The organism is Photobacterium malacitanum, assembly GCF_900185615.1.
In the GTDB taxonomy this organism is placed as follows: domain Bacteria; phylum Pseudomonadota; class Gammaproteobacteria; order Enterobacterales; family Vibrionaceae; genus Photobacterium; species Photobacterium malacitanum.
The window spans coordinates 201,853-215,995 of record NZ_FYAK01000001.1 but is presented as its reverse complement, the minus strand read 5'-3'; the positions used below and the strand labels follow the sequence as shown (position 1 = coordinate 215,995).

The following is a 14,143-nucleotide window of genomic DNA, read 5'->3' as shown; positions in this document are numbered from 1 at the left end:
GCTTTTTTGTTGTTTTTCAACCAGAATTAATTTTTCAAAAAAAGAAACAAATAAAATTCACCTTAAATGACTTTTTGGTCTATGGTTATTTCGCTTATATGTAATTATTACTTAACGCTCTGTTTATAATTATTGATTACGTATAATTGAGTTTTTACGTTTAATTTTTAGATAATGACTTAAAATATTGCTGGCGATAAAGTATTACTAATATTGAGCACATCAATTTATATATTTAAATGATGTAATGCTTTAGCGTTTTTAAATTTAATTTATCATTAGGTATAGAATTATGAATCAGACATACCCTCTATTAAAAGGCAATTGGCTTCCTAAAAATAAAGCACATATTGCAGCTTGGATTAAAGATTTAAAAACACGTACGCATTTAACATCGCACTCAATGGCTCAACCTATTGCAGACTTTAAAGAATTAGTAGAAAACGATCCTGTTTTATTACGCCTTTCTCAAGATATGTTCACTGAGGCTAAAAGCCATAAAGAATTAACACCTTTGGAAACACCTGAGGTAAATAGTTTTGATGAGTTTTTAGTTTTATTAAATCATATCATGACTCAAGCACCAGAGTGCACTGAGTTTTTAGATCCTAAAACAGGTGCATTAGAGCCTTGTGGTTTAATTGGCTTTCCAATTAACGCCCTTCTTGACTGGCCAATGGCAACAGATTCTGGTTATGCATTCTTTGCTAACGAACTTGTTAACCAGCAATTTAAGAAAATTCTAACATACTGGAGCCTATACCTTTCATCTCCAGAGTCACGTTCAGTGTTAGTTGAAAATCACCCTGATCGTATTCCAAAAGTATTTGGTTGGTTAAGTGATAATGCTCAAAAAGAAATGGTGACTGTGGCTTGTCAAGCTGAAGCCAGTGATTCAGAAAATCATAATAAACCATTTGAGCATTTCTTTAACTGTGATCCAACAGATAAACACTACGGCTTTAAATCTTGGGATGACTTCTTTACTCGTACTTTTAAAGAGGGTGTAAGGCCTGTTGCAGAAGGTGACGATGTTATCGCTAACGCCTGTGAATCTGCGCCTTTACAAGTTGTGACTAATGTTGCTAAATCTTCAAACTTCTGGCTTAAAGGTCAGCCTTACTCATTAGAAAACATGATGGATTTTGATCCACTAGCAGAACAATTTGTTGGCGGTACGGTTTATCAAGCATTTCTTAGTGCATTAAGCTATCACCGTTGGAACAGCCCAGTGAGTGGTACGATTAAGAAAACCTTCATGGTTAATGGTTCATACTACTTAGGTAACCGTTACCAAGGTTTCAATAATCCTGATGGCGCTGATGATAGCGCACCTAACAATTCGCAGCCATTCTTAACAGCTGTTGCTACTCGTGCAGTGATCTTTATTGAATCTGATAACCCTAAAATTGGCTTAATGTGTTTCATTGCTATTGGTATGGCAGAAGTCTCTTCTTGTGCTGTTACTGTAGAAGAAGGTCAGCACATTAATAAAGGCGATGAACTAGGTATGTTCCACTTTGGTGGTTCTACACATTGCTTAATCTTCAAACCAGATGTTGAACTTGAGTTTGATTTCCATAATACGGCACCAGGTCTTGATGCGACAAACATTCCTGTTTGTTCTCGCATCGCAACAGTAAAGAATAAATAATATTCCTAACTCATTAAATCTATTAAAGCAGCCTGATTATTGGCTGCTTTTTTTAGGCTTTAACTTGCCAACCAGCACTGGTTTTTATGAAGATAACTTGCTGCTGATTACTGCTAATATCCCCTCGTTTATACTTACCATAAGCTTTTGACAATACGTGCAATCCTAAACCTGAAGTAACAGTGTCTTCATTCGCAGCCTGCGGATCTTCATGGTCACTAATAAAACGAATGTCATAACTGACTTCAGCAATGTAATGATCTTGCTTTATATAACCACTCACTTTAGCAAAATTATCAACAGTCATAATGGTATTAGCTTTTGAAGATTGTGCCGCAGAATAAAAAGCTTTTTCTAATGTTGTATCATTGGGAATTTCAGTGCACCCAGTAAGTAATAGCGTTATTGCGACAGTGATTATTTTTTTCATGTCAGCATCCTTTGTCATTAATTAACCAACCAATAAGCAACTTAACTCATAATAAGTAACATGGCAGATAATGACAAAGGAAAAAACACATTAGCGTATTTTTTGTTTCATTTTTAATAATTATGAATGAACCACTGACTGAGTTTCATTCACCCACAGATTAATAAGCCTACCAATTGCAACGGTATCAGTATATTGGTGTCTATCCCCTTGCACTTCAATGCAACGTATATGCTCTTTAGCTGCCACTTGTTCAGATATCTCTGCGTAAGTACCAAAAGGATCGTGCTTCTCTTGAATAATTAACACTGGCAATGCTTTTTCTTCAAGTGCACCTAAAAGCTGACGTTCCGACTCAGAAAATAAACTCCATGCAACACCGATAAGCACTAATCTATTCCAGCTAATCTTATTCTGAGCTCTCAATGTAATTAAACAACCGATAGATTTAGTGATCACGACATCATAATGTCCTGATGGCAGATAACTTATTTCCTGATCAACACTGAATGCTTCATCACTAGTCCATGCTTCAAATCGATGCATTTCAATCGCACTGCTATCCCAGTCTGTTGCTGAGAGTATGTTATATAACCACTTTTCAGTGATCGGCATTTTTCCTGGTATCGCTAAAATCTTCATAAATTATCCTTACTTAGAATCATTACATAATAAAACTCCTTTCATAATAGTCCTGTTTAATCATAAAGATGGTACTCAAAAACGCAAAGTTATTATGACTTGATCCTCATTCAAAAATAGCAAATTAACGATTGTGATACATCATTCGACTTCTTTGCGCCTTAGTGTAACCGATACCAAAGCGTGCTATTTAACCAGCTTAATTCACAAAAAACGCCCATTAACGCAGTATTAATAGCGCTATAACAGCCAACACATGTGTTTTTATATGCACCAAATCCTGCTAAAGTCGCTATTTTTGTGACCAATAGTTTAAAACAGCAAACTTAGTGTAACCGCTTCCACTAATCTGCTTTTGATCACAGTCGATGTAGCGTCAACAAGTAATAATGATAAAAAATAATATAAGGCCCTACACTATGTCATCACAAACTATTAGCTTAAAAACCAAATTCAGTTATGGATTAGGAGCATTAGGAAAAGACTTTGCCTGTGCGCCGATTTATATCTTTCTTATGTATTATTTTACTGATGTTGCGGGGATTTCTGCCGCTTTCGTCGGTACCATATTTTTAGCTGCACGTATTATCGATGCGATTACTGATCCAATGATGGGTATGGTGGTAGACAATACCCGCTCACGTTTTGGTAAATTTCGCCCATGGATAGTAATCGGTACGCTGATCAATGCCGTTGTTCTTATTGGCTTATTCAGTACCCACCTTTTTGAAGGAACAGCTTTGTATGTTTATGCGGCCATTGCTTATATTCTTTGGGGCTTGACTTACACCATTATGGACATTCCTTACTGGTCAATGATCCCTTCACTATCAAGTTCACGCCCAGAAAGAGAAAAATTAGTCGTATGGCCACGTTTATTTGCTAGCCTCGCGTGGTTTATTACTGGTACTTACGGCTTGTATATCGTTACGACGCTTGGTGAGGGTAATGAAGGTCGTGGCTTTCAAATAACAGCGATGATAATTGCAGTTCTCTTTATTATGAGTGCATTTATCACCACAAAAAATGTCAAAGAGCGAGTGCAAACAGCGCTACCTACTACCACCAAATTTACCTTTAAAGATGTGTTACACATTATTAATTGTAACGATCAACTCAAAACGCTCATTGCGACAGTTTTAGCCTTTCAAATTGCTAATATGTTGGTGGGTGGATTTGCGATTTACTATTTCACCTACGCGTTAGGCAATAAAGAATTATTCCCAGCTTACATGATGGTCGCGGGTATTGCAGAAGTGGCTGGTGTGTTTTTATTCCCGCGCTTAGCCAATCTTATTCCACGAAAACTACTGTGGATCATCGCATGTAGTATGCCGATTTTATCATGTGTGATCTTACTTGGAATGAACGTATTTTCACCAGGTAACCTACTACTTATCGGTCTATCAGGTGCTGCTATTAAATTTGGTGTTGGTATAGCGAACGCCCTTCAAACAGTAATGCTTTCTGATGTTGTTGATTACGGTGAGTTTAAAACGGGTCGTCGCAGCGAAAGTATTATTTTCTCAATTCAAACCATGTTAGTTAAATTTGCTGGTGCATTTGGCGGCTTCATCGTCGGTGTTGGTCTATCACTGATTGGTTATCAAGCCAACCAAACGCAAACTGCTGATACCTTGCTAGGCATTCAATGGTTAATGATTGGTTTACCTGCGGTATTGATGTTAATCAGCGCCATTGTTTATAAACGTTTTTATCGCCTGCATGATGGCTTTAATCGTGATGATTTTAGCGCATCACCACCAGCAGTAACGGAGCCAAAATCACTCTCAACTAACGCTTAATCTTTATTTAATTCTATATATGTCACGATGATGAGCCGTCAAGTGCGGCTCATTAGTTGTTTTAATGAGGTCATCCATGCGTTCTTTCTCTGATATTATCGTAAGCCAAGATTGGCAAAACCAGCTTATTGTTAAGCTAAATACTCTTGCTCCCCATAGCCCATTACATAGCTATCGCTCAGTAGAAAATGCGCTGCAACAGCAACACTCTGGTCGTCAATCTTTAAATGGTCGGTGGGATTTTGGTTTTTACCCTTGTCCTCAAGCTGTTCCTGAAACTATCGTCGATATCGATTTTGATACTCAACACCATCATTGGCAGCCTATTGACGTACCAAGCAACTGGCAACTTCAAGGTTATGACAAACCTATTTATACCAATGTTAAATACCCTTTTGCAGATACGCCACCGCAGGTTCCACAACAAAATCCAACCGGTTGCTACCGTCGTCGTTTTTCACTAACGGCTGCTGATATTGAACAACAAACACGCTTAGTATTTGAAGGTGTTAACTCTGCTTTTCATTTATGGTGTAACGGTCGTTGGATCGGTTATTCGCAAGATAGCCGTTTACCGGCAGAATTTGATTTAACGAATGCCGTTCACGAAGGCGATAACCTAATAACTGTGATGGTGATGCGTTGGTCTGATGGTTCTTACTTAGAAGATCAAGATATGTGGTGGCTAAGTGGCATTTTCCGTGATGTGTTTATTTACCAAAAGCCCTTATTAGCGATTGCTGATGTCTTTATTCAACCTCAATTAGATGCCACCTATCAAGATGCTACATTAGCTATTACCACCAAGTTAACTCAGGCTACTGATAGTTACAGTGTCACAGTATCGCTTTTTGATGCTGATAATAATGCCGTTGCGTTTTCTGGTGCTACTACCGCTTATACTGCGGCCCATGAAGTCGATGAAAAAGGCGGTTGGCACGATCAAACTGAGCATCTATTACATCTACATCAGCCTCAACAATGGAGCGCTGAAATCCCTTATCTCTATCGCGCTGTTATTGGCCTATATAACGGCGATAAGCTAATTGAATGTGAAAGCTATAATGTCGGTTTCCGTCAGGTTGAAATCAGTAATGGTCAATTGCTTGTTAACGGTAAACCACTATTAATTCGTGGCGTTAATCGTCATGAACATCATCCGATTACCGGTCATTACATTACTGAAGCGTCTATGGTTGAAGACATTAAATTGATGAAACAAAACAATTTTAATGCCGTTCGTACCGCTCACTATCCCAATCATCCACGTTGGTATGAATTGTGTGATCACTATGGTCTCTATGTCGTCGATGAAGCCAATATTGAAACCCATGGTCAATTCCCTATGTGCCGTTTATCAAACGATCCAATGTGGAATAACGCCTATATGCAGCGCATGATGGCGATGGTTGAACGGGATAAAAACCACCCTTCAATCATTATTTGGTCTTTAGGTAACGAATCTGGCATTGGCTTTAACCATCATGCGATGTATCAATGGACCAAACAACGCGATCCATCACGTCCAGTTCAATATGAAGGTGGCGGTGCCAATACTGCAGCAACCGATATTATCTGTCCGATGTATGCTCGTGTTGATCAACATATTGATCACCCTAACGTGCCTAAATATGCACTTAAAAATTGGATCAGCCAACCTAATGAACAGCGCCCATTGATCTTGTGTGAATATGCTCATGCGATGGGTAACAGCTTAGGTAGCTTCAATAAGTATTGGCAGGCTTTTCGTGAATTCCCGCGCTTACAAGGGGGATTTATTTGGGATTGGGTTGATCAAGGGCTCACTAAAACTACCGCTGACGGTCAACAATATTGGGCTTACGGCGGTGATTTCGGCGATACCATCAACGATCGTCAATTCTGTATAAATGGCTTAGTATTTCCTGATCGCACGCCACACCCTGCTTTATTTGAAGTTAAAAAAGCACAGCAATTTTTTCAGTTTTCATTAACGCCACAGCACCAATTGCGTATTCGAAGTGAATTGCTGTTTAGTGACAGTGAACATACCATACTGCGATGGAAGATTCAGCAGCAAGGCGTTACATTAACTCACGGTGAATGCGAGTTGATGCTTGCGCCACAAACGACGACCGAAATAGCATTGAGCGACGAAATGCGCGATTTTGATCCTGCGATGAATTATTACTTGGATCTTGAAGTGGTATTAACTAAAGCCACCGCTTGGGCTGAAGCCGGTCACGTTATTGCTATCGAACAATTTCAGCTGCAACAAGCACGTAGCACTCTAGCTATACCGACGATCAATGATCAAAATGCGATTCATTACACTAAAGAAGGCCAACAATTAACCATTGTGGCTGCCGATAATGAATTTTGTTTTAATTTAACCTCAGGTTACTTAGAAACATGGCTTGCACAAGGCAATGCTATAATAACGTCGCCTTTTAAAGATAATTTTTACCGTGCTCCACTGGATAATGATATTGGTACCAGTGAGGTTGATCGTGTCGATCCCACCACGTGGATGGCACAATGGCAACAAGCAGGCTTAGATAATATAGAGACGCAGTGCCAACATGTTCAGTTTCAGCAAGATCATGATAGATCTTTAGTGGTAACGGCTTACTTTAGCCATTTTACATCTTCACAAAAAACCATTAACACACAGTGGCACTACCGCATTCAAACGAATGGTCAGCTAACGATTGATGTCACGGTTGAACCAGACACTCAGTTACCAAGTTTGGCTCGTATTGGTATTAGTGTCGATGTTCCATTAGCCGACAGCGTATCATGGTTTGGTCGCGGCCCGCATGAGAACTATCCTGATCGCCTATTGGCAGCTCATATGGATCACCATACCCTGCCGATTACCGCCATGCATACCGATTATATCTATCCAACCGATAACGGACTGCGCTGCGACACTCAATATGCGACGATTAATAATTTAACTGTTAGCGGCCAGTTCCACTTTGCCGTCAGTCGTTATTCACAGTCACAATTAGCACTGGCGCGTCATAGCTATGAGTTGCAACCCGATAGCTGTTTACACCTTAATATTGACAGTGAACATATGGGGATTGGTGGCGATGACTCTTGGAGCCCAAGCGTTCACCCTGAGTTTTTATTAACCGCTGATCGTTATCAGTACCAGTTAACTTTTACCGCGACAGCGCAGTAATAGCAGTGGATATCAAAACCATGCCAATGACAACTCAACCACAACTGTATTCTTTAATCGGCGCTAATAGCCAACTCTTGCTAGCTGTTAGTGATAATGCTGATATTGTGTATTACGGTAACCGCTTACCTTATGCAACACACAGTGACTTGCAGCAAATGGCGGTCGGACTTGAACGGCCAATTCCATTTGGACGTTTAGATACCGATATTGCAGTCAGTATTAACCCTCAATTAGGTCGTGGAAATTTCGGTGCTTCTGCACTTGAAGGTTTTCGTGAAAATGGCAGTGATTGGGCCCCTGTGTTTACTATCACTGCCGTCAAACAGGATGGTAATAAGCTGATTATTGACTGTCTTGATCAACAAGCGCAGTTAGGCTGGCAGACACAGATAGAACTTGATGAAAATGATGTCTTACAGCTATCGCAAACGGTGACGAACCTTGGCACGAGTGATTATCATGTGATCCGTTGTGCTAATACTGCACCTATTGCTGATAATGCCAGTGAAATACTGTCTTTTTATGGTCGTTGGATCAAAGAATTTCAACAACATCGAAGTCAGTTAAGCCATGGTGGCTATATTCAAGAAAACCGTCGCGGGCGTACTTCACATGAACATTACCCTGCTGTTATTGTTGGTGAGCAAGGTTTTAGTGACGATCATGGTCAAGTATGGGGCGCGCATTTAGCTTGGAGTGGTAATCATCGCATGCGAATTGATGTCAAAGCCGATGGTCGTCGTGTACTTCAAGCTGAAGCATTATATTTACCGGGTGAAATTACATTACAGCCACAACAATCATTAACCACACCAACGTTGTACATGAGCTATAGTCATCATGGACTCAATACCATGAGTCAACATTTCCACCAGCATGTACGCACATCCATCCTAAAGAATCGGTTAGATAAGCCTCGCCCAATTCACTTAAATACTTGGGAAGGGATCTATTTTGATCATGATCCCGCTTACATTACAGCAATGGCTACTGAAGCTGCTGCAATGGGTGTCGAGCGTTTTATTATTGATGACGGCTGGTTTTTAGGCCGCAATGACGATACTTCATCGCTAGGTGATTGGTTTATTGACCCTAAAAAATACCCTGCCGGACTTAACCCTATTATTGATCATGTCCATCAACTGGGGATGGAATTTGGTTTGTGGTTTGAGCCTGAAATGATCAATAAAGATGCAGATCTCTATCGACAACATCCAGAATGGCTCCTTGCTGTTGACGGCTATGAGCAACCTACTGGACGTCATCAATATGTTCTTGATTTACAAAATCCAGCCGCCTTTGCATATTTATTTGAGCGTCTAGATCATTTTCTATCTCAATATGAAATTGACTATATAAAATGGGATATGAACCGTGAAATTGTACAGCCCGCACATAACAATCGTGCTGCTGGATGTGGTCAAGTAGAGCGCTACTATGCCCTCGTGGACAAGCTACTGGCTAAACACCCTAAGGTTGAGATTGAATCTTGCGCAGCCGGTGGTGGTCGTATTGATTATGAAATTTTAAAGCGCACACACCGCTTTTGGTGTTCAGATAATAACGATCCGCTTGAACGTCAGGCGATTCAACGCGGAATGAGTTATTTCTATCCGCCTGAAGTGATGGGCACTCATATTGGTTCTCATTGCAGCCATACGACTCGCCGTACTCACACAATGAATTTTCGAGGTAATACTGCGCTCTTTGGTCACATGGGATTAGAACTCGATCCCGTTAAAGCTGGTGAGCAAGAAAAGACAGCGTTTAGCCACTATATTCAATTACATAAAAAGTACCGCCATTTACTGCATAGCGGTGATAACTACCGTTTAAATTTTAGCGATAGCGCAGCGTTACAAGGCAATATGGTTGTTAGTAAATCACAATCAGATGCTTTAGTGAGTATCAATCAATTAGCGATGCCAACCTATTGTTTATCAGGTCGATTACATATTCCTGGGTTACTTGCTGATCAACACTATGCCATTACTATTGTTGATGGGCCTGACAATCTCCATTCAATGGTTAATCGTCAGCCACCATGGCTTACGAGTCAACAACACTTCAGTGGAGAATGGTTACAAACCGTAGGACTCACCCTGCCGATAATGGATCCTGAATCGTCGTTATTGCTCGCGATTCAAATTCAGTAAGATGCCATTAGCACCATAACCAAAGCACCTATTAATGGTGCTTTTTCTTTTATCATTATGATTAAAAAACCTTTTCCTAACATCATCTAAAGATTCAGTATGATATGTAATAGGATGGCTATATACTGGCTTACTCATTTTATTAATAAACGACTATATTACCGCTTCCTACATTGATTTTGTTTAATCTCCAAGGTAGGTAATTTGAGAGCATCTATGGCAACAATTAAAGATGTTGCTCGTGAGGCAGGCGTCTCTGTAGCAACAGTATCTCGTGTATTAAATCAATCCCCCAAAGCCAGTAAAGCTTCTATCCTCGCTGTAACCAGTGCAATTACACGCTTAAATTATCAACCTAATCCGGCAGCTCGTGCTCTTGCTAGCCATAATACCAATACCATCGGCGTGTTAGTGGGTGATGTTTCTGATCCCTTCTTTGGTTCACTTGTCAAAGCGGTAGACACTGTCGCTCAACAAAACGGCAAAAATTTACTGATTGGTAATGGCTACCATCGTGCAGTCGATGAAAAAAAAGCCATCGACCTATTAATTAATAGTCGTTGTGATGCTTTGGTTATTCATTCAAAAGGATTATCAGATCAAGCGCTTATTGATTACGCTCAACAAGTAAAATCGCTGGTACTCATTAATCGCTATATTCCTGAATTAGCCGAACGCTGTATTTCATTGAATAATATTAAAGGCACCTATATTGCGACAGAATACTTGATCCGCCACGGCCACACTAACATCGCTTATATCAACTCGTCCCACGATATTGAGGATGCGACCCAACGTTTACAAGGCTATAAAGACGCACTTATCGCACATAATATCATCGTTAATGAAAACTTTATCGAAACCACTGAACCATGTATTGAAGGTGGTGAGCAAGCAATGACCAATTTGCTTTCAAAATCACTGCCTATTACAGCAGTGGTGACTTACAACGATAATATGGCAGCTGGAGCAATCAATACACTTGAAGATAATGGCGTAAAAGTGCCAGATAATATTTCTGTTATTGGTTTTGATGATGGTTTAATTGCTCGGTATGTTCGACCACAATTAACAACTATTCGCTACCCTATCTATTTAATGGCAGAAGAAGCAACTAAATTAGCACTAAATTTAAGTGATAATAAAATACAAACAACAACGCGTATTTTTTCTCCGACACTTATTAGACGTAATTCAGTTATAAATAAAATATAAAATTTATGCGCTTATTTATAAAATAAATATAAACCAATGGCTAATAATTAGCATTGGTTTTTACTTTTATTAATAGCTTATTATTATATTGCCTTTATACATATTCCCCCTATTTATATAATGGTATATGTTTTTCATAATTTAATTCTACTTAGTCATATTTTTAAGATTAAACCTTTAAATATTGGCTAGAGTTGTCTACAATTCGTTTGTTTTGAAAAGTTCAATAAGGCATCCCCCTTATAATTACATCGCTAAAGAGATTTTACTTATGTGTCATATGCCCATGAATGGTGTTTATCGTGCCGTATTTAAAGCAAATATAGTAATGAGCCAATCATTAATGAAAGACCGCTATCAGTTGCGAAAAGATGATAACGTGATCACATTAGAAAAAGTAAACGTACTAGATAAGTCCAACTATAAAGAAGCAATATTGGTAGGAACATCAACAGATATCTATAACAAAGTACAAGAAATAATTATATCGATACAATAGAAATACTATAATTACTTTAGTTATATAATAAATAATGATGTTAAATATAATCTCCTTTTTTAGTAATACTTTTATTTATATTATTCATTAAATTTTCTATTCTTATAATAATAAATTTTATCATGCTCATTTATTTCACGTGATACTCGACAAGGATTTCCCATTGCAACAACATTGGTTGGAATATCTTTAGTAACAATACTACCAGCACCGATAACACTATTTTTACCAATTGAGACACCAGGTAAAATGACACACTGAGCGCCAATCCAAACATTATCACCAATCGTAACGGGAATATTAAATTGCGTAATTTGTTCCCTTAAGATCGGCTCTATTGGGTGACCTGCAGTTGCAATAGTCACATTTGGACCAATCATAACATTATTGCCAATATAGATATGAGTATCGTCAACAAGGGTTAAATTAAAGTTAGCATACACATTATTTCCTAAATGGGTATGCTTGCCCCAATTAGCATGTAATGGTGGTTCGATATAACACCCTGTACCGACTTCTGCAAACAGCTGCTGCATCAATTCTGCTCGTTTATTCGTTTCTGATGGTCGAGTGTGATTAAAATCATATAATACTTCTAAACACGCTAATTGACGTTCAGCAAGCACATCATCACAAACATAAACTTGTTGGCTATGTAGCTTATCTTCAGGGTTAGTATCCATTGTTTATCACCTTGATAGTATTGGAATTAAGCTATCATAGACTCACTTATCACATCAATAATACTATGCTGATTTACGCCAAAAGCAGAGCAAGATCACTTAATTTTTCAGTGACGATTATTGTTGCAACTTGATACATAATTTCATAAGCGCAACCACAAGTTGTCGATTATAATAACGCTCTCTTTACACCTCTTTGATGTCTATCATGACTGTTATTTACCGTATCATTGCAGTCCTTTTCTTAACGCCGCTCATAGCATTAACGTCAACATTGTATGCAGCAACGATGACTCAAAACGATAGACAAGATGTAGCAAAAGTCACCCTTGGTAAGTATTTATTTAACGATAATCGACTTTCTAAAACAGGAAATCGTAGCTGTGCGTTGTGTCATGCACCTGATTTAGGGTGGACTAACCGTTTTGCTAAAGTACCAGATATCAATAACAATCCTACCACTCTCAATACACCGTCATTACTTAATAGCGCACTGCTAACTGCGTTTATGCAACGTCAGCCCAATTTAACCACACTCACTGACACTATTAAATTACCGCTATTTTCATTACATCCACCAGAAATGGGAATGACAGATGCATTACTACTCAAGCGTCTGCAACAAGCAAATACCTTATACCCACCTCTTTTTGAAGCTAGTTTTGGTGACAGCACAATATCCACAGCAAGAGTGATCAACGCATTAAGTCGTTATGTTATGACAATTGTTGATACCGATACTGCTTATCATGCTTTTATTAAAGGTGATAAAACAGCGCTTAATAGCCAACAGCAACAAGGATTAATTCTATTTAATAGCCAACGATTAGGTTGTTCTCAATGCCATGCAGGACCGTTACTAAACCAACCACCAGCCACTAATAACCGCTATTACAATACTGGTCTTTATGGCATTAAAAATAACCTCGAAGAATATGGATATCCAACCCATGAAACAGGACTACGTCAGTTTACTCAACAAAAAATGGATGATGGTAAGTTTAGAATTCCGTCATTGATTAACGTTAGCAATACTGGACCATGGGGACATGATGGTAGCTTTAATCAACTTGAAGCAGTGCTTGATAGTTATGCAGCTGGTGGACGTATTATCACTGTCGGTCCCAATAAAGGCGATGGCCGTAAACATTTAAGTAAAGATTCGCGGTTACAAGGCTTTAGGTTAACACCTGCTGAAAAACAGGCTTTATTGGCTTTTTTTGCTAGTTTATCTACCCGTGACATGAGCAAAGATCCAGCTCACCAGAGTCCTTTTTGCCAAATAATTCCATTAAAAACCAAACAAGATCCACCAAATTGCATCACGGCTTTTCCACTTCAACAATAAGAATATAACGATGAAAAAAACACTGTCAGCTTTGCTCACTATTGCAGTTAGTTCACCTGTGATTGCCGCACCTCAGATCCCTTCTGATGCGGAAATTAAAGGTCGCAATACCTATTTTATTACGCCTTATCAAGCAACATGTAATGTGACCCCAGTTAATCAAGTAACGGCAAATACTCCAGATGAAGCAATACAGTTAGAACAAATATTTGACAAAAGCTTGGGATATTCGCTAACACTCAATGCTAAAGGTCAAGCATATGTTCAATTAGCGATAAAAGAATGGAATGAAAAAATGGTGTTTGCGACTAATCCAAACGTAAAATTAACCATCAAAGGGGCTGATATCAATGGCCAGTACATTACTAATCTATATTGTATTGAGCAAAAATTAGCACTACATCATGTTAATACTCATGAATGGGGCAGTTATTTGGTTGAATTACACGGCCGTCCAAATCAATTAATCAGCTTACGTATCGTTAAAGAATAATCGATACAAAAAGGCCTGCACAAATGCAGGCCACAGACAAATTTTA

The 14,143-nt window shown here is 38.8% G+C and carries 11 protein-coding genes; 8 read left to right on the top strand and 3 right to left on the bottom strand.

What is annotated here, in order from left to right:
• Positions 1-292: 292 nt before the first annotated feature.
• Entirely contained in the window at positions 293-1,654 is a 1,362-nt protein-coding gene (locus PMAL9190_RS00960; protein ID WP_087843512.1) for a phosphatidylserine decarboxylase family protein, read from the top strand.
• A 52-nt stretch (positions 1,655-1,706) separates the two neighbouring features.
• On the opposite strand, the gene PMAL9190_RS00955 is transcribed toward PMAL9190_RS00960, so the two are convergent.
• Positions 1,707-2,084 carry a hypothetical protein gene (locus PMAL9190_RS00955; RefSeq protein WP_087843511.1) on the bottom strand — a complete coding sequence of 126 codons (378 nt, stop codon included), beginning with the start codon at positions 2,082-2,084 and terminating at the stop codon, positions 1,707-1,709.
• Positions 2,085-2,204: 120 nt separating this feature from the next.
• On the bottom strand, positions 2,205-2,726 hold the full coding sequence (locus tag PMAL9190_RS00950; RefSeq protein ID WP_087843510.1) for a hypothetical protein: 522 nt from the start codon (positions 2,724-2,726) through the stop codon (positions 2,205-2,207).
• A 419-nt stretch (positions 2,727-3,145) separates the two neighbouring features.
• Here PMAL9190_RS00950 and melB point away from each other — a divergent pair, with 419 nt between their 5' ends.
• The 5 genes from melB (at position 3,146) to PMAL9190_RS00925 (ending at position 11,573) form a co-directional block, all read left to right on the top strand.
• A complete protein-coding gene (gene melB / locus PMAL9190_RS00945; protein WP_087843509.1) occupies positions 3,146-4,531 on the top strand; it encodes a melibiose:sodium transporter MelB in 1,386 nt (461 codons plus the stop codon).
• A 76-nt stretch (positions 4,532-4,607) separates the two neighbouring features.
• Complete coding sequence (locus PMAL9190_RS00940) at positions 4,608-7,700, top strand: beta-galactosidase (protein ID WP_087843508.1); 3,093 nt, start codon at positions 4,608-4,610, stop codon at positions 7,698-7,700.
• Between the two features lie 26 nt (positions 7,701-7,726).
• On the top strand, positions 7,727-9,859 hold the full coding sequence (locus tag PMAL9190_RS00935; protein ID WP_087844183.1) for an alpha-galactosidase: 2,133 nt from the start codon (positions 7,727-7,729) through the stop codon (positions 9,857-9,859).
• 216 nt (positions 9,860-10,075) lie between these two features.
• Positions 10,076-11,074: a substrate-binding domain-containing protein gene (locus PMAL9190_RS00930; protein ID WP_087843507.1), complete on the top strand. Its 999-nt coding sequence runs from the start codon at positions 10,076-10,078 to the stop codon at positions 11,072-11,074.
• Positions 11,075-11,345: 271 nt separating this feature from the next.
• Positions 11,346-11,573, top strand: a complete 228-nt coding sequence (locus PMAL9190_RS00925) for a hypothetical protein (RefSeq protein WP_065176833.1) — start codon at positions 11,346-11,348, stop codon at positions 11,571-11,573.
• A gap of 80 nt (positions 11,574-11,653) precedes the next feature.
• On the opposite strand, the gene PMAL9190_RS00920 is transcribed toward PMAL9190_RS00925, so the two are convergent.
• A complete protein-coding gene (locus tag PMAL9190_RS00920) occupies positions 11,654-12,256 on the bottom strand; it encodes a sugar O-acetyltransferase (RefSeq protein WP_087843506.1) in 603 nt (200 codons plus the stop codon).
• Between the two features lie 208 nt (positions 12,257-12,464).
• Between PMAL9190_RS00920 and PMAL9190_RS00915 the strand changes: the two genes are divergently transcribed.
• Positions 12,465-13,604: a cytochrome-c peroxidase gene (locus PMAL9190_RS00915; RefSeq protein ID WP_087843505.1), complete on the top strand. Its 1,140-nt coding sequence runs from the start codon at positions 12,465-12,467 to the stop codon at positions 13,602-13,604.
• A 10-nt stretch (positions 13,605-13,614) separates the two neighbouring features.
• On the top strand, positions 13,615-14,097 hold the full coding sequence (locus PMAL9190_RS00910; protein ID WP_087843504.1) for a hypothetical protein: 483 nt from the start codon (positions 13,615-13,617) through the stop codon (positions 14,095-14,097).
• The last annotated feature ends 46 nt before the right edge of the window (positions 14,098-14,143 follow it).